Genomic DNA, 19,814 nt, shown 5'->3' with positions numbered 1-19,814 from the left:
TAATACATGAATTACCCCTGCACTGTTTGTAGGGCATAAATATACAATATGCCGTGAAAATACGAACCGAGATTATGGTTCAATCTTATGTTGACAAATACCATAATTTTATATATTTTTTATATGACTATAAATTATGGAGGATATTTATGGCTCGAACAACCATAACATTGCCGACCGAGCTTCTCGACGATTTGAAGAACATGCTTGGGACCAGCAGCAAAACCGAAGCTGTCATTGTCGCTATAAAAGATGAAATCAGTGCGAAAAAAATCGAGAACATAAAGAAAATGGCGGGGAAGCTGGAGTTTATCAAAACAGCTGAGGAATTGCGGCATGGAGATCACCGGCTTGGATAAAGTACTTGTGGACACATCGATCTGGATTGAATTTTTCAGGGGCAAAGAGAACATACGGCTTGTTGTTGAAAATTTATTGGATAATCGGCTTATTTGCTGTACGGGTCTTATCATGGGAGAGTTGCTGCAAGGCGCAAAAACGGAAAAAGAAATCTGTGTCCTTAAAGATTTTTTGGATTGTTTCGAATTTCTGCCTGAAAAAACGGAACAATGGCTCCAGGCGGGCCGTCTTTCCTTCGATTTGCGGAGAAAGGGAATAACGGTGGGATTATCTGATTGTTTTCTTGCTGTTCTTGCTGTGCACCACAATGTGTCAATCTTTACTCGTGATGATCATTTTCGTCTGATGGAGAAAGAAACGAACATCAAATTGTACTGTCCCTAAAATCCATGTATTGATGTTACAGCTCGGATACTCTTTTGTACTTTCCGCCTGACTGTATATGCGAAAAAAAATCACATATCTACAGATTTAAAAAATACTGTGAAAACAGATATATATATATTTTTTCCTTGTGTTTTTGTGTCTTCGTTGTTGAAAGAGTATTTTCGTGACCGACAGTGACCGCATAGACCGTGTGGTCGATATTCTCCGGAGCAGCAGCCGGATATTTTTCATCACCGGAGCCGGGATATCAGCCGATTCGGGTCTGCCGACCTACCGGGGCATCGGCGGGCTTTATGACAACAGGACAACCGACGAGGGTTTGTCCATCGAGGATGCGCTTTCGGGCGATACAATGGAGCTCAATCCCGCCCTGACATGGAAATATCTCGCCCAGATGGAGGAAAACTGCCGCAGAGCGAAGTTCAACCGCGCCCATGAGGTCATAGCCGAAATGGAGCGGTCGTTCGAAGCAGTGTGGGTGCTTACCCAGAACATCGACGGATTCCACCGGGCCGCCGGATCTCGTAATGTCATCGACATTCATGGCGACATTCACGGGCTTTCGTGCATGTCGTGCGATTACCGGTGCGATGTGGAGCATTACGGCGGACTCGAAATTCCCCCGCGGTGTCCCGAATGCGACGCGTATATGCGACCGGAAGTTGTCCTGTTCGGCGAGATGCTGCCGTTTGACAAGACCGGTAAAATCGAGCAGGTGTGGCGCGAGGGATTCGACATCGTCTTTTCGGTCGGAACAACGAGCGTTTTCCCGTACATCGTGCAGCCGGTTCTGCTCGGCAGGAGGATGGGTATCCCCACGGTCGAGATCAATCCGGGGAACACACAGGTATCGGATGCGGTCGATATCAAGATCGCCGGGAAAGCCGCCGCGACACTGGACGAGATATGGAAAAGGTACCGGGAAAATAGAGAAATAAAAAACATGTATGACCGGGAGTCGGAATGAAATTGTTTCAGGAAATACAGGGTGTCATAGAAAAAGCGTTTCCCGCGCTCGAAGGGAGCGAGTTCGATTTCCAGCCGGCGCCGGAAAACCAGCCGGGCGATTTCGGGCTTGCCTGTTTCCGGTTTTCCAAAGCGCTTGGAGAGGCCCCGCCGAAAATTGCGGTAAAGCTGTCTTCTCTCGAATATCCCGGAATCTTCAGGGAAGCAAAAGCGGTGGGGCCATACCTCAATTTCACCCTCGACCGTAATAGTTATGCAACCGGTCTCATCGGCGAGATTATCGAGCGGAAAGGGACATTCGGCTCGACCGGCGAGGGAACGGGCAAGACTGTCCTTCTCGAGCACACGAGCATCAATCCGAACGCAAGCCCGCACATCGGCCGCTCCCGCAACGGACTCATCGGCGACACCCTCGCCCGTCTCTACCGCTTCGAAGGTTACGATGTCGATGTCCACTACTATGTCAACGACATGGGGAAGCAGATAGCCCTCCTTGTTCTCCAGATCGGCGACCGCACGGACCTCGAATTCCACGAGGTGCTCGACCTCTATGTCGAGGCGAACCGCCGGGCTGAGAAAGACCCCGAATTCGAGGCGAAAGGCCTCGATCTCCTCATGCGTATGGAAGAGGGCGATCCATCGGTAGCGGAGGCATTCACTGGTATCGTTGATATCTGCCTCAGGGGCCAGCTCGATGTGCTGGGACGGCTCGGGCTGCGTTACGACACCTTCGACCGTGAATCCTCCTTCCTCCGCGACCCGCGCATGGAACGGGCCATGGAGGTGTTCGCTGAAAAGGGGGCTCTTTTTACCGACGACCAGGAGAGGGCGGTCCTTGATCTGCAGAAGCTCGGCTATGACCGTGAAGAGGGACGGTATATCGTGCTCAAGCGCGCCAACGGCAGTACCATGTACATGTACCGCGATATAGCCTATACCCTCGAAAAGATCGGGCGCTCCGGCGACCGTAACATCGTCGTGCTCGGCGAGGATCACACCATGTATTTCGAGCAGATGGAGACTATCATCCGCGCACTCGGCAAGACTCCGCCCGAAGTGGTTCACTACTCGTACATTCTCCTCCGTGAAGGGAAGATGTCCACCCGCCAGGGGAATGTCGTGCTCCTCGAGGATTTTCTCGATGAAGCCATCCGTCACGCCCGTGAAAAGGTGGACGAGCAGTGGCCCGGCATTCCCGAAAGCGAACGCGGCGAAATCGCCCGTATCATCGGCATCGGCGCTGTCCGTTATGCCATTCTCTCCGTGCGGCCCAACCGCAATGTGATCTTCGACTGGGACACCGCCCTCTCGTTCAGCGGGGACACAGGGCCGTATATCCAGTACTCCTGCACGAGGGTCGCTTCAATACTCCGTAAGCACGGCTCCGAGCCGGAGAGGGTGTCGTCGCCGCTTACAGTTACCCATGATGCCGAGTGGGGCCTCGTTTTCAGGCTGGCGTTCGTGACACGCGATATAGCGGCTGCGCTCGAAACGAGGAATCCGGCTATACTCGCCACCACCGCCCTCGATGTCGCCCGGCGGTTCAGCATATTCTACAATACCTGCCCGGTGCTTGCCGCCGAGAATGATACGATCCGTGAGAGCCGTATCGCCTTCTGCGTGGCGACGAGGCAGGTGCTTATGAATCTGCTCGGGCTTATAGGGATCGAGGCGCCGGAACGGATGTAAGGGATCGCCGCTGGTAAAATGGAGAACACTGATATATCGGTGAGAGTATGCCGGAGATAAGGAAATTTGCCGACTGTTTCGAGTGCGGCGGGAAGTGCTGCCGGTTTATCGGGATACCGATGAAGTACCGGAAGCTCATGTATACCACGGGCGTTCCGCTGTCAATCTACCGCTCGAAGCTCGAGCCCCATCCCGGGCGGTATTTCGAAATCCACGAGGGAATTACAGTCGACCGGGACAGAAAAACCTTCACCGTGAGCCGCGATCTCGCCGTAAAGATCATAACCGTCCGCCGCGAGAAACAGCTCATCGTCTACAGCCGGTGCTCGATGCTCGATGAGAACAGCCGGTGTTTGATCTACGCCGACCGTCCCCAGCTCTGCAGGAATTTCGACAGGAAACACATCCGCGATTACTATGTTCCGGCGGGGTGTATCTTCGATAACGGGAAGATGGGCTTCGATTACGGCGTGTAATGACAAGATGTGTTTAAAGATTTTTTAGACAGGATTTACAAGATTAACAAGATAAAGACAGAAAAATACATTTTTTATAATTCTTTGTAAAAACAAATACTTGAACTATCCAATTTTTATTGACCATATGTTTCTGTTTCTCCTTTTTTTCTTCTCCCTCTCAGAGTCTTGTTTTTTTCCCTTGTGCCTTGTGCCTTGTGCCTTGTGCCTTATGCCTTATGCCTGTCTTTATCCCACAAGCTTTTTCCCGAGCTCGTACGCTTTGTCCAGAAGGTTTTTCTTTGCGAGGATTTCGCCTTTCCCGCCGACTCCGGGAGCGATGATTGTTCCTGCGATATTCATTTCAAGGTATTCGAATGACTTCCGAAACAGCGTCAGCAGCGGCTCGGCGGTTTCGGTATTGTCCTCTTCATAGGGAACGGCGAGCACGGCGGATTTGCCCTTTATGACTCCCCTCGTTGCGGGACTGTTGAAATAAACGAAACGGTCGAGGAATCCCTTCATGAGCGCTGTGGGACCGTACCAGTATACCGGCGTTCCGAAGACGATGACATCGCTCACGGTGATTTTTTCGTACAGGGGGATCATGTCGTCCTTCTTGCTGCATGATCCCGTTTCCCAGCAGGCATGACAGCCGTTGCACTCCCTGATTGTCAGGTCGCCGAGGAAAATCACCTCCGTTTGAGCGCCGCTGTCCTGCGCGCCCTCGAGAATTTTTGAAACGAGGATATGCGTATTGCCGTTTTTGCGGGGGCTTCCCATGACGCCGAGTAATTTTTTCATCGTTTTTCCTTAATCCGGGGTATTTTTCAAATATTTAACCACAAAGACACGAAGACACGAAAAGATGTAATATGTTATTTATACTAACATTGGTAGTTATTAACTCCTTCGATGAATAAATAATGATACCGATATTCGAAACAGATACCGAAACAAGTTCGGCATGACGCAATCCGATGTCACTGTTCGACCGACGGTACAATAATTGTATGAATAAATCCGCGAAAATCCGCATGATCCGTGTATATCCGTGTTCCATTTGATGTTCGGATAATCCCGGTCAGGCCGATTCTTCGATTTCGAGATACTTCAGGAGCTCGCGGGCTTCATCGTAATCCGGCACATCGACCTGTATTTCGACAACGCCTGTAACGGGATTGAATCCTATGCCGATAAGCCCGTACCCGAAAAGATTCTGGAGGTTTTCTCCCTTGACGGTATACTGTATTCCCGCGTCCTGCAGAATAGACTTTGCCATGGCGATGAGAACGGGATTTGCGGTCGAAAACACAGGTGTGAATTCCATGTATTCCGGTTCCTGTTCGGGCGGGAGTTCATCGACCAAAGGAACATTGCATTCGGGGCATATTGATATTCCTTCACGTTTTTCGTTCCTGCAGACAGGGCAGAACATAGTCGCTCCTTCAGTGTATTAGCAGAACGTTTATGAGGACGGTTAAAACGTATGTATTGTATGCCATGTTTCCAGTTGTTTCGGTATCAGATGGTCGGCCCTTGCTTTTTTACTGATCTAAAAAAGATTTCCACATGGTGATGTGCCCGTACTCGTCTGACTGGTCTTTTTCCACTATCTTCCGGGTATCCTCGTCCCAGTCGATTGTTCCGAGGAGTTCGTCGTAGTGATGAACGGCTTTTGTTTCCACCCATATACCGGTTCTCAGTATCGCCGTTCTCCCCATGAGCCGCGAGAAGAAACCGAAGTAGAAACCGACAATCCAGTATACCCATCTTATAATACTCGGTTTCCAGCCGTATTCGTAAAGTTTGACCTGGAAATCCTGGAAGTGTGTCATTTCGTTACACATGGCGGCGATGAGCTGACGGTTGAGCTCTCCCACCTCGCCGGTAATCTGGAAACGGTAGATGGTGACCGCCATCAGTTCGAGGGTATGGAGTGTCCGGAGACCCTTTTTGATGCCTTTCAGGCGGGACGGGGGCATTCCTTCTCCCCGCAGGCGTATATTATCGCCGGTCATTTGCGGACGGATGATCGAGATGTCGTGGTTCATGGCGTATACCCTCCTGTTACCAGAGGTACCGATTATCGACTCATCGGTAAAGGTCTCGCAGGGTGATGAAAAAGAGTGTTCGTTGATATTTCCGGTAAAATATACACATTTTAGCGCTCTCCGGGGTAAAAAAGTGTATGCACCGCCGCTCCGTATCACAGACAGCGCCATTTACAGGATTTGAAAATGTTTTTGCGCATAAAAAAAGGGGTAGAGTGTCGAAACAATCATTTTACGAGAAGCATCTTCATGGTGCGCGTTTCGGTACCGGCCCTGAGCATGGCAAAATATAGACCGGTGGAATATCCTTTATCTACCCATGCCGCCGAGTGGTAACCGGCCCGGAGATACCCGTCGACGACTGTATCGATGAGCTGGCCGTTCACCGTATACACGGCGAGTGTGACATGCTCATCCCCCGGGAGGGCGAAACGGATTGTTGTGCTGCCGTTGAACGGGTTCGGAGTGTTCTGATACAGGGTGATGGTTTGTGGTACGGTTTCATCGACCGAAGTCACGGGCGCTATGGAAAAGAGATTGTCGCTTTCATCGATGACCGATATGTTATCGTCATCGGTAACCCGCACGAGATACGTCATGGAGCCGATGGTGGGCCTCCAGACATATGAGAATTTGTTGGCATCGGCGCCGGTCTTGAGGTTGTTCCAGCTCAAACCGCCATCGACCGAATAGTCGATCGAAACCCGTTCGACGCCGTCGGAATCCCACCTGATCGTATACCTGGACAGCGCTTCCCATTCCTCTCCGCCGTTCGGTGAAAGAACGATGATATAGGGTGACGAGACAGTGAACGGCCGGGCGCTGACATCTGTCCGGTCAATCCCGGCAATGTCGGTTATTCTTACCAGACATTCCGATGATTCGATATCCGGGGGAATCCAGGAGAATGTGCCTGATGAGGCATCGGTTCTTTCGGTGACCGTATACCAGTTCTTCCCGTTATCGGGTGAGTATTCCAGCGCAACCATGTCGATGCCGAGTGAAACCCAGGTGATGAGGTGCGATTTGCCGCCGGCCCACCGTTCGTCGCCGACCGGCGAGGTCAGCTTCACAAAGGGGGATGAAATGGTGAAGGCGCCGTTGCTCGTGTCCTTCAGGTCGGGATTCGATGTATCGGCGATACGCAGAAACATCGTGCGGGAATCGATGTCGGGAAGTATCAATTGATACCTGCCGTCCGAAGCTTTCACATTGTCCACCGCCATGTTCCAGGTTGTACCGCCGTCGGAAGAATACTCGATTCTGACAGACTCGACTTCCTTTGACAGCCAGGAAACTGTCTGTGTACTGCCCCGTTCCCAGAGTTCGCCGCCGTTTGGGGAGGAAATGATGATATACGGTCCGGACTGGTAGTTAAAGCTCGAAACCCCCTCGAACGTCGCAAACCATTTGACATTTTCGGTGTCGACCGTGACGCCGATGACCGTATTGTTGCCGAGGCCGCTGTTCTCCGTTGTGTAATGCTGCCATGAAACGCCATCGTAACTTGTCACACCGCCATCCTCGCCGAACCAGACGACATTGTCGTGGTCGATTGCCATGTCCCACACTTTGCCTGTCACGAGATTTTCGGGCCCGTAGCAGGTCACCGAACCGTCCGTGTCGTGACGCCAGACGCCGTATTCACCGACGCTGCACCCCATCCAGACCGAGCCGTTACCATCGACGCTCATCGCCGTTACATCGTACACGGGATTTATATCCGAGAGAGTGAGGATTGACCATTTCCCATCGGTTATTTTCGAGACGCCGTAATCGTAGTAAAACCCCACCCACAGAGAGTTGTCGAAGTCCACCGCGAGACCTACGGGTATATTGTTGACAGCGGGGCTGTTGTCGCGTGTGAAGATGGTCATGGATACACCGTCATACCGGGCGAGGCCGCTGCCGTTCGAGGCGATCCACTTGACATTGTTCCGGTCGACGACGATGTTGTGGATTCGCGTGGGGCTGTCGTAGTGTATTTTCCATGTAGTCCCGTCGTAGCTCGTAACATGAGCGTCACCATGGCCGAACCAGATGACGTTGTCGTGATCCACGGCGACGGAATAGATATCGTCGGTTTCGAGGCCGCTGTTTGCAGTGGTGTATGTTTTCCATGAAGTGCCGTTGAAATAAGAGACGCCGCCGCCGAATGTGCTGGCCCAGATGCCCCCACGCGGGTCGGCGTTGACGTCGCGCATCTGGTTCAGGGCGAGCCCGTCCTTTGTGGTATATTTTCTCCACAGCCCGTCGGTGGCGTCACCGTCGCCGGGGAAAACGGATGACGAAAAAAAGAAAAGCATCGCAAACAACACTGATATACGTAGACAAATCATACTTCGTATCTTTCCCCAAGCAGAGTGATACTTTAAAAGAATCGGCATGATGTAAACATCAACAAGTTATTTTCAATAATGCAGATAGTTTTAAATTTACTTTGATAAACATGAGTGTGTCAAGATGAATAATCCGGCTTTCCGGTTGTTTTCAGCATCGAATAATTGCCTGATAGCTGTAAAACTGTCGAGAAAAACCACACTTATAATTCAATCTGGAAGATTTGTATTGTAAATAACCGTAAAATTTCATAAAATCAATGTATGGTGTGTCACTCGGAGAAATCCTTCATGCAATACAAGAACGCTTTGTCAGGAGGCGAAGATTTATGAACGGGCGACGTAATCTATATTCACTTGTTTTTTCACTGCTTATGCTTACATTTTTCTCTCAGGTGGTTTTTGCTCAGTCGATAAAGATCGATTCGCTGAAAAAAATCAAACTCAAGAGCTACCAGGCCGGAGGGCTCGAATGGAAAGGCGAAACCACCCAGAACACCAACTGGAACAAGATATGCGAAACCCCGGACGGTAAAATCTGGTTCTGCGGCGGCGACCACTGGGGTACCGACGCCCGCAATGCCGACCGTTATGACCGGCCCTGGGGATTCGGCAATACGGCGATTTCCGTGTACGACCCCAAATCGGACAAGGCGACGGTCAAATTCGAGCTCGACCGGGCCAGCGCAATCTATTCGAACGCCGAGACACCCGGCCACGGGAAAATCCACTCGAACATTCAGCCGGATTCCAAGGGAAACCTCTACATGGCGGGTTACCTGGGAAGCTCCTACGATCATGAATACACTCAGGCGTACTATCCCAAGAGCTATGCCGGCGGAGCTGTCATCAAGTACGATCCGAAAACCGGTGATGTCGATTACTTTGGTATTCCCTGCCCGCAGAGCGCGGTCGTCGGGCTCTACTACGACGAAAAACGCAACATTGTCAACGGTATCACGGTGAGCCGCGCAAAGTTCTGGCGCATCAATCTCACGACCATGGAGCTCAACCAGTACGAATCGATCGCACGCCTGACCCATCTTGTCGACCGGGTTCGCGAGATGATCATGGATTACAACGGCTTCTGTTATTTTGCCAATGACCTCGGCGGTCTCACCCGGTTCGATCCCGACACCGAAGTGTTCAGCGACATCGATATCTTTCTGCCTGGAGAGAAAAGGGATTTCCGCGCCTCGGTCGTGTCGAAACAGAATGTCATCTACGCCATCACAACCGACGGGTTCGTATGGAGCTATGACACGAAGACCGGCAAACTCGACAATTACGGTCATGTGCTCGGGCTTCCGGAAAAACAGCACTATACGCCGAACATCGCGCTCGACGAGTCATGGGGCAGGCTCTACTTCCTCGCCGGCAATCACGGCGGCCCGGTGTACGAGGATGCCCTCGAGGTGCTCACCGTTCTCGACCTCAAGACCCGGAAATTCCACTGGGTCGGGAAAGTCGAGGGTGTTGAGGGATGTTTCGGCGCCCTCGGTGCAAGCGATCACACCGTCTATTTCAGCTGTTTCGGCCCCATGGACAAGGACAAGAACGGCAAACCGGTAACACGGCCGTTCCTTGCACGGTACGATCCACCGAAAAATCTCGATGATCTGAAATAATCCGTCTGTCTCTGACCCCCTCGGCTGCGCCGTTTCCCCCCTTTGAAAGAAGGGGGGAAATAGCCGATTATTGTACTGTGCCGAGGATTATTCCGGTACACCAGGGGAACACAGTATTGTTGCGGTTATATACCACGTATGTATAAATCATACATTGATTCATTTTTTCTCCGTGTTCATCCGTGTTTCTCCGTGGTTAAACTCCTGTACATAAGGATTTAAAATAGTGACGGAAGAGAATCTGCCCCGCTGGCTCGAATGGGCGCGCGAGATACAGGCGATCAGCCAGACCGGGCTTGCCTACAGCGACAACGAGTACAACAACCAGCGCTACCGCCGTCTTGCGGAGATTGCCGCCGAAATAGTGGAGAGCCATACCGGACTGCCGAAGGAACCGCTCCTCGAAAATTTCCTTTCCCAGCCCGGTTATGCGACTCCGAAAGTCGGCGTCCGCGGCGCTGTGGTCTGCGAAGGGAAAATCCTCCTCGTCCGCGAGATCGAGGACGGCGGCTGGTGCATGCCCGGCGGCTGGGCCGATGTCGGTGAGCGTCCCTCCGCGGTTGCAGCCCGCGAGGTGTTCGAGGAGAGCGGCATTATCGCCGTCCCCCGCACGCTTGTCGGCGTTTACGATGCCAACAGGCGCGAACCGCTGCCGTTCTATCATGCCTACAAGCTCGTCTTTCTCTGCGACAGAACCGGCGGCGAGCTCAAAACAAGCAACGAGACATCAGATGTTGGTTTTTTCTCCCCCGATAATCTCCCCCCGCTCTCATGGGAGCGGACCAACGAACGCCACATCGCCGATGTGTTCAAACACTGGCGCGAACCGGGACTTCCGGCGGAGTTCGACTGACAGGTGATTCCTGCGATTCTGAAATACAAGTTGACAGGAATTAACAATAGCTGTAATTTTATACATGTCAGAACATCACAACGAAGTTAGTAATACTATGGGGAATACTGTATGAAAACATTTACTGCATATGTTGAATGGGATCCTGAGACGAGCCTTTATGTCGGAATGGTTCCCGGAATTCCCGGAGCGCATACTCAGGCGGAATCTCTTGATGAACTCCAGAAGAACCTCAAGGAAGTTCTGGAGATATGTTTTGAGGAATACGGAAAACCCGCTGACAGTCTGCCCCATTTTGTCGGCCTGCAGCAAATAGAAGTTGCTTTATGACAAAACTGCCTATTGTCACATACGGTACGCTTGAAAAACTTCTCATAAATATAGGATTTGCCATCGTTAGACAAAAAGGAAGCCATGTATTCTTCCGCCATTCAGACGGCAGATATACCACTGTTCCCTGTCATCCCTGCAGAGTTTTAGCCAGACCATTAATCCGTGAAATACTGCGTGAGATAGAAATAACTCCCGAACAATTCAAGAGAATACTGGAAAAAATGTAATTTTTTCAAAATTCAAATATAAACCACATAAAAAAGCCCTCCCCTGTTTTCAGGAGAGGGCCTTTCTGTTTCTAAACTTCCGCCCGAAAGAGTCTCAGACGATGTATCTCCCGCGCGGGGTGTAGTGCGTATGGAGCAGTTTGTGCGCGAGATGGCCGTTGGGACCCTCGGTCAGGAACTTCGTGTAGATTTCGATGATCGCCGGGTTGTCGTGCGACTTCCTGATCTCGTAGGCGCGGTCTTCGTCGTAGATGGCTTTCGCGCGCGCCTTGCGGATTTCGGGGCTCGTCGGAATGGGCTGACCGCCGCCGCCGAGACATCCGCCGGGGCATGCCATGAACTCGATGAAGTGGCATTCGCTGAATTTCCCGCCGGCGATGATGTTTTCGAGCACCTTCTTGGCGTTCGCGGTGCCGTGGGCGACCGCGAGCTTGAGGGTTGCGCCCTTGAGCCAGTCCCAGTTGTCGAACGGCAGGCCCTTGTTCATCTTGAGGAGATCGGGAACCGGCCCGAGCTTGTCGGGAAGGGTCAGTTCCTTGTACTTGATGCCGTCGAAACCGCGGATTTCGCTCACCTGTCCTGCAAGGACGTCCGGATCGGCGATTGTGCCGGTCACGAGCTCGTACACGGTTCTCAGCGCCGCTTCCATCACGCCGCCGGTCGCGCCGAAGATGACTCCCGAGCCGGTCGCAGTTCCGAACGGGTCGTCGAAATCGCTCTTCGGCATCTTGGGCAGGTCGATGCCCGCCTCGCGGATCATCTGCGCGAGCTCACGGGTCGTGAGGCCGTAATCGACATCCTTGTAACCGGAATCGGACATCTCGGGACGGTTGCACTCGAACTTCTTTGCCGAGCACGGCATGAGCGCCACGGTCACGATGTCAGCCGGATCGATGTTGTTGATCTTGGCGTAGTAGGTCTTGATGACCGAGCCGAACATCTGCTGCGGGCTCTTGGCTGACGATACATGGGGGAGGTACTCGGGATAGAAATGCTCGATGTACTTCACCCAGCCCGGCGAACAGGATGTGAACTGCGGGAGCACCGCCTGCGGGTCCTTCTTCACAAGGGCGTTGTAGAGACGCAGGATGAGCTCGGTGCCTTCCTCGATGATGGTGAGGTCGGCGGTGAAATTCGTGTCGAACACCTTGTCGAAACCGCAGCGCCTGACAGCGGTGTTGAGCTCGAAGGTGAGCGGATGACCCGGTTCGAGGCCGAATTCCTCGCCGATACCGGCGCGCGGACTCGGCGCGGTCTGCATGACCACATGCTTCGTCGGGTCGTCGATAGCCGCCCAGATTTCATCGGAGGGGTCGTTTGCCTTGAGCGCTCCGGTCGGGCAGCGGTTGATGCACTGGCCGCAGTTGATGCAGATGACATCGGCGAGCGGCTTGTCCATGAAGGTGCCGATTCTGGTCTGGTTGCTCCGGTTTATGGCTTCCAGAACACCGACCTCCTGAAGATCGATGCAGGTCCGCACACAGCGGCGGCAGAGCACGCACTTGTCCATGTCGCGACGGACTGAGTAGCTGCTCTCGTCGACCTCGAAACGGCGGCTCGTCACATGGCCGAAACGGTAGGTGTCGACGCCGTATTCTTTCGCGAGTGACTGCAGCTCGCAGTTGTTGTTCCGCACGCAGGAGTAACACTCGCCGTAATGCTTGGAGAGCAGAAGATCGATAATGTTCCTCCGGGCGCGGCGTACCTTCGCGGATGTGGTTTTTACCACGATCGGCTGGGTCACCGGGTAGGCGCACGCGGCCTGGAGCGTCCGCTGGCCTTCCACCTCGACCACGCAGACGCGGCATACGCCTGCGACGCAGAGGTCTTCGTGATAACAGAGTGTCGGAATGCGGATGTTGATCATCTTTGCCGCATCGAGGATGGTGGTCCCGAACGGCACTCTCACTTCGACGCCGTCTATCGTGACCTTGACCTTACCCCCGATGCCTTCGGTTTCATCGACCGAGATCGTATGGGGAGCCGTGCTTTTCGGAGCACGTGACGCGTCATCATGTATTTTCTTGTCTTCCATAATTTTTCCTCGTGATTCATGCAACAGGTATACGTCCAAAAATCTCGTCCTGGAAATGCTCGATTATCGACAGTAAAACATTCGGGCTCGACTGACCGAGGCCGCATTTCGATGCGAGCTGCATGGTCTCGGCGAGCGACTCTATTTCGTTGAGGTACTCCATGGAGCAGGTGCCGTTCTTGAGACGGTGGACGACATCGAGCAGGAGTGAATTCCCCTCGCGGCACGGTGTGCACTGGCCGCATGATTCCTCGACAAAGAACTCGAGGAAATTTTCGGCGACATCGAGCATGTCACGCTGCGGGCCGATCACGATGACCGAGCCGCCGGTAGGTGCATCCACGACCGCCACGGTATCGGCGAAAACTTTTGCGGGGACCGCTTTTCCCGAGGCGCCGCCCATAATTACCGCCTGGGCGTTCATACCGCCGACCTCTTTCAGTATCTCGGCGATCTTTGCACCTATGGGGAACTCGTATACACCGGGGCGTTCACAGTCACCGGAAACACTGTAGAGCTTGGAGCCGGTCGTTCTTCCGACACCGTACTTTTTGAACCATTCCGCGCCTTTTGCACAGATACGGGACGCGGTGATGAGCGTTTCGACGTTGTTGACAGTGGTGGGGCAGTCCATGAATCCCGTGTCGACAGGGAAGGGGGGACGGTTGCGGGGTTCGCCGCGCTGTCCTTCGAGCGATTCGATGAGGGCGGTCTCCTCGCCGCAGACATAGGCGCCGGAACCCATCCTGATTTCGATGTTGAAAGTAAATCCTTTCTTACCGCCGATGTTATTGCCCAGCCAGCCGTCCTTACGGCGTTTTTCGATAACCTCGTCGATATGCTTCCTGAGGTATTCGTACTCGCCGCGAAGGTAGATGATTCCGGTATCGGCGCCGACTGCGTATCCCGCTATGGTCATGCCTTCGAGAAGATCGTCGGCGTACTCGGTGAGGAGTACCCTGTCCTTGAATGTGCCGGGCTCGCCTTCATCGGCGTTGCAGACAACGTATTTTTTTTCGCTGCTTGCGGCAGCGGCAAGATTCCACTTCACACCGGTGGGGAAACCCGCGCCTCCGCGGCCTCTGAGGTCGGAATTACGGATTTCGGCGATAACCTCGGCCCGTGCCTTCGCAAGCGCGGCCTTGATACCGGTGTTCGGCTTGATCTCGATAAAGATTATTTGTCCTTTCCTATCAGGCATGTTTCAGTCCCTCCTGAGCGTAAACACTGAACGTTCGCTTGCACCCCTTGATGATTTCATGCACCTTCTCAGGAGTGACTCCGGTGAATGCCGTATCGTTCACGAGCATCGCGGGACCCTGGTCGCACAGCCCGAGACAGTTGGCATATTCCAGGGTAAAATGACCGTCGGATGTGGTCTCGCCAAAGACAATTCCGAGCTCGCTTTCGAGCTGACGGGCCACGCGGGCCTTGCCAGCCATATCACAGGAGAGCGTTCTGCAGAGACGGATGACAAATTTTCCGGTCTGTTCAGTCCGCAGGAACGCATAAAACGATATGACACCGTAAATTTCGACCGGATGTATATCAAGATGCCGGGCGATTTCCTGCATGGCAAAGTCCGATATATGACTGTACTTTGCCTGAATCGCCTGAAGAATGGGCATAAGGCTCGAACGGTTCTTCTCGTACTTTTCAGCCAGTGCTTTTATCTCTTCAGCCTGGGTCTGACGTTCTGTTACCAGCATTACTTATTCCCTCCCTCCCCGAGCAGGCTTTTGATTTTTTCAAGAAGTTTCTGGGGAGCAATCGGTTTTTCCTCGAAAGCATCAACGGAGACAAGCTCGTTGTCTTTACCGTATTTCATTCCGGTAACACTGCTCACCGAAGTCAGCATGATTATCGGAGTTTTCACTCCCTGTGACCGGAGCTCCTGAACCATGAAAAATCCATCGTCCGGCTGTTCCATCATGACATCGATGATCATCAGATCAGGCTTTTCCTTTTTAACGAGAGCCATGCCGCTCTCACGGTCGCCTGCAGCACGGAATTCATATCCGGCATTTTCCAGAACCATTTTTATCGACTCCTGAATATCCGGATCGTCATCGACAATAACGATTTTCCTCACAACAGTACCTCCTTTACGTGTTTCAGTTCGAAATATGTTGATAAAAATGTGCCCGTCGCTCGTTCTCCTTCTCACCGTATTCAGCCGGTGCCTTGTTCCTATTCATGAAAACAACAATGAATTTCTGCAAGTTTTATGGTAAACACTGCCCCTGTACGCTCTCCGGAAAAGAAGCTCACTCCCGGAGATAACAATCATTGTTTCTCATCACATTCGGAGGCAGAATAAGTTTTTTACAATGAAATATAACAGATAGGCAAGGTACAAAAAAAACAGCCGGAAAGCAACCAAAATTTGTGATTGTTTTCACAATTCAAAATATCAGCATGATTCAATCATTTGTGCTCATGGCGCTTGCCTGTATAAATTCTCACGATAATGACAATATGCGGTCATGATTATCGACTTCTTCCCCGTTATTATGAGACGTCGTTGATAACGAGGATGTTTTTTATCTTGACCTTAACGAACAAAGATGATAATATGACCGGTAACAACAAGGAGAGATACCATGGCAAAGAAAATCATTCCCGATACCGCTTCTCAGCAGGGCCTGCCGGATTTCACCATAGACAAGCTCGGCAAGCCGGAATATGACTCGCCCCTCCTCGAACATCTCGATCCCATGAACACACTGCAGGGATTTGTGGAGGATACCGCCCGGATCGTATATGACGCTCGTATCGACAGCATCAAACGCACCCTTGCTGCAGGAGGCGATCCTCCCTCGATGGAGGTTGCCGGGCCGCGGAGAAAGATATTCTTCAATCCCTCCGATGTCCGGGCAGCCATTGTCACCTGCGGCGGGCTCTGTCCCGGGCTCAACGATGTCGTCAGAGCGCTCTACATGGAGATGCACTACCGCTACCGTGTCAAGGAGGTTCTCGGGATCAGGTACGGCTACAGCGGGCTTGTGCCCCGTGTCGGTCAGCCGCCGATATCGCTGACACCGGAAATAGTATCCAATATTCACCGCGAGGGCGGTACTCTCCTTGGCTCATCAAGAGGTCCGCAGGAACCGGGCGAGATAACGGACTATCTCGAACGCATGCGTATCAACATCCTCTATGTGATCGGCGGCGACGGCACCCAGCGGGGTGCGCTCGATATCGCCTCCGAAGTCGAACGCCGCAAGCTTAAAATCGGGATTGTCGGCATACCGAAAACCATCGACAACGACATCTCGTTCGTGGAGCGGTCGTTCGGATTCACCACGGCCGTATCCATCGCCAAAGAGGTGCTGAGCACCGGTCACGAGGAAGCGCGCGGCGCATACAACGGCGTCGCGGTGGTCAAGCTCATGGGCCGTCACTCGGGATTCATCGCTGCTATGGCGGCGGTTGCGAACGGCGACGCCAACTTTGTGCTCGTCCCCGAAATCCCCTTCGACATGGACGGCGAAAAGGGGCTGCTCCGGGTAATCGAAGAGCGCCTTGAAGACCGTCAACACGCACTTGTCGTTGTGGCCGAAGGCGCCGGGCAGGACCTCCTCAGGAGGGAAAACGTCCAGAATCAGTACGATGCATCGGGGAATGTGAAGCTCGCGGACATCGGCATCTATCTCCGCGACCGTATCGCCGATCACTTCAAGTCGGGATGGCATGCCGCCACGGTGAAATACATCGACCCGAGTTATATCATCCGGTCATCACCTGCGAACGCCGAGGACAGCATCTTCTGCAGCCAGCTCGGGCAGAAAGCGGTTCATGCCGCCATGTCGGGCCGCACCAAGATGGTCGTTGGTGTCTGGAACAATACCTTTACCCATGTCCCCATGAGCGCGGTCATCTCGAAACGGAAGCAGATCGATCCTTCCGGCCCGGAGTGGCTCGGAGTCCTCGAAGCAACCGGCCAGCCGGCGGTCATGGTGAACTGAGAAGTGAAATAAAAACAATGATAGATGCCGAAAGGGGTTACGAAGATCCCCCCTGAAGTCCCCCCTTATCGAAAGGGGGACACGTAACGCGCATATATTCGACGCATGGTTAAACCTTGATGTCACTGTTAAATATCCGGGCAATAAAAGCAGTGATAGATGCCGAGACAGGTTCGGTATGACGGCGCTCATGTCACCCTGAATTTATTTCAGGGTCTACTGCACCCTTTATACTTCATTGAACACAGCTTTTTATCAGCTTCATTTCACCATCACCATCTTCCCCGAAACCGTCCGCCCGCCGCAGGTCAGCCGGGCGAAATAGATTCCCGCCGAGACCGGCGCTCCGCTGTCGTCCCTGCCGTCCCATACGACGGTGTGATTACCGGCGGTCATATTCCCCGATACGAGCCCGCGGACCTTCTGCCCGGCAATGTTGTAGACTGAGAGTTTTGTCAGTCCTGCTTCCGGCAGGGTGAACTCGATGGTTGTCGAGGGGTTGAAGGGGTTGGGGTAGGAACGGATAACCGGGAGCGTTTCAGGTTTCGTTTCGTTTTCATCCACTGAAGTGATAATAACTTCTCCGGTGTATCGGGAGACTCCATTGTCAGTGCCGAACCAGATGGTGTTGTTTTTCTCGACAGCGATGCAATTGACCTTGTTGTCGCAGAGGCCGCTGTTTGATGTGTTGAATGTTGTCCAGGTTTCGCCGTCGAAACGGCAGACACCGGAGTCGGTGCCGATCCATTTGGTGTTATTGTGGTCGATGGTTATGGATAAAACATTATCGCTTACAAGGCCGGAGTTGTAGGTTGTGTATATTATCCATTCAGAACCATCATTGAAGGTAATCCCTGTATCTGAAAGCCCCCATATTGTATCGTTCGAATCTATATATATTTTATTTATTATCATATTAAAATCTTTTATGAGTAATTTTGAGTACCATAAAACTCCATCATAATAATAGACACCAAAAGTATTTCGTGAAAAATTATATCTATATGGTTTAAGAGCCCATATATTGTTTTGAGAATCAACTGCTATTGAAACAATAAAATTACTAAAAGGTATTAGTTGGTCATTTTTATATATATAATCGCATGCAAAAAATTCTTGTAAAAAAAGTGTGTCATCATCTTCCAATGATGTTGCTAAATATAAAATATTATTACTATCTACAGCAAGCCATCTGGTATATATATTATAATAGGTTTCATAGGCGTTCTGTCCTTTAATTTCCAATGTACCAATGTCTGAGCCGTTGTAATTAACCGCACCATCCCAGCCCGCGGAAAACCATTTCACGTTGTTTGAATCAACGACAATGCTTTCACCAATATTTTCATATCCATCAATCCTAAATCCCGACCAATATGTATCATTAAAATTTGAAATATATTCTGTATTATGGCCGAACCATTTAACATTGTCATGATCAATGGCTATTGAATAAATTGTTTTCCCCGATGGTCCGGTAAAACCAAGATAGTTAGTGAATCTCTCACCATCGAACCTTGTCAGACTACAGTATCCCGCAATCCACAAATCACCGCTCCTGTCTGAGACAATAGCCCTGCAATACGATCTTTCCAACCCGGATGTTTGGTCATATAACTGTTTTTCTCCATTACTGATACGATAAAGTCCCATGTTAGTACTGGCCCAGAGAGTATTATCAGGAGTGACAGCAAGAGAAAAAAGAAACCACATGGAATTAATAATTTGTGTTTGATCCCAGTGTTCATCATCGAATGAAATAACCGAACCGTGATATTCTCCAAACCATTTTGTGTTATTGTCTCCAATAGCTATGGATACGATATTTTCACGGTATTCATCATTGAGTGACCATTCAGTTTCATTAAAGCTTACAATCCCTTTTTTATTGGTTCCAATCCAGACAGTATTTTTTCTGTCGACTGCAATCGTTGTTAACGAGCTGACCGGAAGACCGTTTTCGATATTATAAACGGTCCATGTTTCATTATCATATTCTATAACGGTATCGCTGGAAATGAACCACTTGTTATTTTTTAAGTCGACTGCCGCGCCAAGTATCTTCATTGCTCTCAATTCCAAGTTATCGAACGATGTAAATGATACACCATCAAACTTGGAAATTCCTCTTTCCGTTGCGATCCAGACGACACCATCGGGTTCAATCGCAATAGCGTTTATCCTATTGTCAATAAGACCGTCGTCGGTTGTATAGGCCACGGAAGTACCCGTCGTTTTATCATATGCAGCAAGGCCGTTCGGTGTTCCTATCCAGATCGTATTGTTTTCAACGGCAAGAGCGGTAATGGTATCGACAATATTCGTACGGTAGGTTGTCCATGTATCTTCTGCGAAACTTAATGAAAAACAGAGTGTAAGAATAATAACACCTGAAGCTGTTCTCATATGTTTCATGAATCAGGACCTTTAATGTGATGAAAATTACCATCAGGAAGGGGGTGATGAAATTGTTCCCTCCTTACATACTGCTCAATGTTTTCCAGAAACCTGAAATAACCG

General features: G+C 51.3%; 19 protein-coding genes. 10 read left to right on the top strand and 9 right to left on the bottom strand.

What is annotated here, in order from left to right; translation table 11 throughout:
- Positions 1-149: 149 nt before the first annotated feature.
- The 5 genes from LLG96_17990 (at position 150) to LLG96_17970 (ending at position 3,878) form a co-directional block, all read left to right on the top strand.
- Positions 150-359 (top strand): DUF2191 domain-containing protein, encoded by a 210-nt coding sequence (locus tag LLG96_17990; GenBank protein ID MCE5252098.1) that lies wholly within the window; start codon positions 150-152, stop codon positions 357-359.
- The gene (locus LLG96_17985) at positions 352-744 is read left to right on the top strand and encodes a PIN domain-containing protein (protein MCE5252097.1); all 393 of its coding nucleotides are present in this window, start codon (positions 352-354) and stop codon (positions 742-744) included. Before LLG96_17990 ends, LLG96_17985 begins: the two co-directional genes overlap by 8 nt.
- A gap of 166 nt (positions 745-910) precedes the next feature.
- Positions 911-1,714 carry an NAD-dependent deacylase gene (locus tag LLG96_17980; GenBank protein ID MCE5252096.1) on the top strand — a complete coding sequence of 268 codons (804 nt, stop codon included), beginning with the start codon at positions 911-913 and terminating at the stop codon, positions 1,712-1,714.
- Positions 1,711-3,402, top strand: a complete 1,692-nt coding sequence (gene argS, locus LLG96_17975) for an arginine--tRNA ligase (GenBank protein MCE5252095.1) — start codon at positions 1,711-1,713, stop codon at positions 3,400-3,402. The genes LLG96_17980 and argS overlap by 4 nt, the downstream gene beginning before the upstream one ends.
- 47 nt (positions 3,403-3,449) lie before the next feature.
- Positions 3,450-3,878, top strand: a complete 429-nt coding sequence (locus LLG96_17970) for a YkgJ family cysteine cluster protein (GenBank protein ID MCE5252094.1) — start codon at positions 3,450-3,452, stop codon at positions 3,876-3,878.
- 228 nt (positions 3,879-4,106) lie between these two features.
- Here LLG96_17970 and LLG96_17965 read toward each other — a convergent pair whose 3' ends face one another.
- The 4 genes from LLG96_17965 to LLG96_17950 form a co-directional block, all read right to left on the bottom strand.
- Positions 4,107-4,661 (bottom strand): flavodoxin family protein, encoded by a 555-nt coding sequence (locus LLG96_17965; protein ID MCE5252093.1) that lies wholly within the window; start codon positions 4,659-4,661, stop codon positions 4,107-4,109.
- A gap of 280 nt (positions 4,662-4,941) precedes the next feature.
- Positions 4,942-5,295, bottom strand: a complete 354-nt coding sequence (locus LLG96_17960; protein ID MCE5252092.1) for a DUF2007 domain-containing protein — start codon at positions 5,293-5,295, stop codon at positions 4,942-4,944.
- Between the two features lie 109 nt (positions 5,296-5,404).
- A complete protein-coding gene (locus tag LLG96_17955) occupies positions 5,405-5,911 on the bottom strand; it encodes a demethoxyubiquinone hydroxylase family protein (GenBank protein ID MCE5252091.1) in 507 nt (168 codons plus the stop codon).
- Positions 5,912-6,138: 227 nt separating this feature from the next.
- A complete protein-coding gene (locus LLG96_17950) occupies positions 6,139-8,250 on the bottom strand; it encodes a T9SS type A sorting domain-containing protein (protein ID MCE5252090.1) in 2,112 nt (703 codons plus the stop codon).
- Between the two features lie 329 nt (positions 8,251-8,579).
- Here LLG96_17950 and LLG96_17945 point away from each other — a divergent pair, with 329 nt between their 5' ends.
- From LLG96_17945 to LLG96_17930, 4 genes are all read left to right on the top strand, one after another.
- Positions 8,580-9,878 (top strand): hypothetical protein, encoded by a 1,299-nt coding sequence (locus LLG96_17945; protein ID MCE5252089.1) that lies wholly within the window; start codon positions 8,580-8,582, stop codon positions 9,876-9,878.
- Positions 9,879-10,104: 226 nt separating this feature from the next.
- Complete coding sequence (locus LLG96_17940) at positions 10,105-10,731, top strand: NUDIX hydrolase (GenBank protein ID MCE5252088.1); 627 nt, start codon at positions 10,105-10,107, stop codon at positions 10,729-10,731.
- Between the two features lie 111 nt (positions 10,732-10,842).
- Complete coding sequence (locus LLG96_17935) at positions 10,843-11,061, top strand: type II toxin-antitoxin system HicB family antitoxin (GenBank protein MCE5252087.1); 219 nt, start codon at positions 10,843-10,845, stop codon at positions 11,059-11,061.
- Positions 11,058-11,291 (top strand): type II toxin-antitoxin system HicA family toxin, encoded by a 234-nt coding sequence (locus LLG96_17930; GenBank protein MCE5252086.1) that lies wholly within the window; start codon positions 11,058-11,060, stop codon positions 11,289-11,291. The genes LLG96_17935 and LLG96_17930 overlap by 4 nt, the downstream gene beginning before the upstream one ends.
- 94 nt (positions 11,292-11,385) lie before the next feature.
- Here the strand turns inward: LLG96_17930 and LLG96_17925 are convergent, their stop codons facing one another.
- From LLG96_17925 to LLG96_17910, 4 genes are read right to left on the bottom strand one after another with little or no spacing between them, the layout of a single operon-like run.
- Positions 11,386-13,326: a [FeFe] hydrogenase, group A gene (locus LLG96_17925; protein ID MCE5252085.1), complete on the bottom strand. Its 1,941-nt coding sequence runs from the start codon at positions 13,324-13,326 to the stop codon at positions 11,386-11,388.
- A 16-nt stretch (positions 13,327-13,342) separates the two neighbouring features.
- Positions 13,343-14,527, bottom strand: coding sequence for an SLBB domain-containing protein (locus LLG96_17920; GenBank protein ID MCE5252084.1), 1,185 nt, complete (start codon positions 14,525-14,527; stop codon positions 13,343-13,345).
- A complete protein-coding gene (locus LLG96_17915) occupies positions 14,520-15,035 on the bottom strand; it encodes an NAD(P)H-dependent oxidoreductase subunit E (protein ID MCE5252083.1) in 516 nt (171 codons plus the stop codon). The genes LLG96_17920 and LLG96_17915 overlap by 8 nt, the downstream gene beginning before the upstream one ends.
- Positions 15,035-15,418 carry a response regulator gene (locus tag LLG96_17910; protein ID MCE5252082.1) on the bottom strand — a complete coding sequence of 128 codons (384 nt, stop codon included), beginning with the start codon at positions 15,416-15,418 and terminating at the stop codon, positions 15,035-15,037. Before LLG96_17910 ends, LLG96_17915 begins: the two co-directional genes overlap by 1 nt.
- A gap of 511 nt (positions 15,419-15,929) precedes the next feature.
- Between LLG96_17910 and LLG96_17905 the strand changes: the two genes are divergently transcribed.
- Positions 15,930-17,294, top strand: coding sequence for an ATP-dependent 6-phosphofructokinase (locus tag LLG96_17905; protein MCE5252081.1), 1,365 nt, complete (start codon positions 15,930-15,932; stop codon positions 17,292-17,294).
- Positions 17,295-17,555: 261 nt separating this feature from the next.
- Here the strand turns inward: LLG96_17905 and LLG96_17900 are convergent, their stop codons facing one another.
- On the bottom strand, positions 17,556-19,709 hold the full coding sequence (locus tag LLG96_17900) for a T9SS type A sorting domain-containing protein (protein ID MCE5252080.1): 2,154 nt from the start codon (positions 19,707-19,709) through the stop codon (positions 17,556-17,558).
- Positions 19,710-19,814: the final 105 nt, after the last annotated feature.

The organism is bacterium, from assembly GCA_021372535.1.
Taxonomy (GTDB): Bacteria; Latescibacterota; Latescibacteria; order Latescibacterales; family Latescibacteraceae; genus JAFGMP01.
The sequence above is the reverse complement of the archived record's forward strand: the minus strand, read 5'-3'. Positions and strand labels throughout refer to the sequence as shown.

Coding starts and splice junctions, on each gene's coding strand:
- LLG96_17905 (MCE5252081.1), top strand. CDS start 15,930: ATGGCAAAGAAAATCATTCCCGATACCGCTTCTCAGCAGGGCCTGCCG.
- LLG96_17965 (MCE5252093.1), bottom strand. CDS start 4,661: ATGAAAAAATTACTCGGCGTCATGGGAAGCCCCCGCAAAAACGGCAAT.
- LLG96_17955 (MCE5252091.1), bottom strand. CDS start 5,911: ATGAACCACGACATCTCGATCATCCGTCCGCAAATGACCGGCGATAAT.
- LLG96_17950 (MCE5252090.1), bottom strand. CDS start 8,250: ATGATTTGTCTACGTATATCAGTGTTGTTTGCGATGCTTTTCTTTTTT.
- LLG96_17925 (MCE5252085.1), bottom strand. CDS start 13,326: ATGGAAGACAAGAAAATACATGATGACGCGTCACGTGCTCCGAAAAGC.
- LLG96_17990 (MCE5252098.1), top strand. CDS start 150: ATGGCTCGAACAACCATAACATTGCCGACCGAGCTTCTCGACGATTTG.
- LLG96_17900 (MCE5252080.1), bottom strand. CDS start 19,709: ATGAAACATATGAGAACAGCTTCAGGTGTTATTATTCTTACACTCTGT.
- LLG96_17930 (MCE5252086.1), top strand. CDS start 11,058: ATGACAAAACTGCCTATTGTCACATACGGTACGCTTGAAAAACTTCTC.
- argS (MCE5252095.1), top strand. CDS start 1,711: ATGAAATTGTTTCAGGAAATACAGGGTGTCATAGAAAAAGCGTTTCCC.
- LLG96_17945 (MCE5252089.1), top strand. CDS start 8,580: ATGAACGGGCGACGTAATCTATATTCACTTGTTTTTTCACTGCTTATG.
- LLG96_17970 (MCE5252094.1), top strand. CDS start 3,450: ATGCCGGAGATAAGGAAATTTGCCGACTGTTTCGAGTGCGGCGGGAAG.
- LLG96_17915 (MCE5252083.1), bottom strand. CDS start 15,035: ATGCTGGTAACAGAACGTCAGACCCAGGCTGAAGAGATAAAAGCACTG.
- LLG96_17920 (MCE5252084.1), bottom strand. CDS start 14,527: ATGCCTGATAGGAAAGGACAAATAATCTTTATCGAGATCAAGCCGAAC.
- LLG96_17960 (MCE5252092.1), bottom strand. CDS start 5,295: ATGTTCTGCCCTGTCTGCAGGAACGAAAAACGTGAAGGAATATCAATA.
- LLG96_17935 (MCE5252087.1), top strand. CDS start 10,843: ATGAAAACATTTACTGCATATGTTGAATGGGATCCTGAGACGAGCCTT.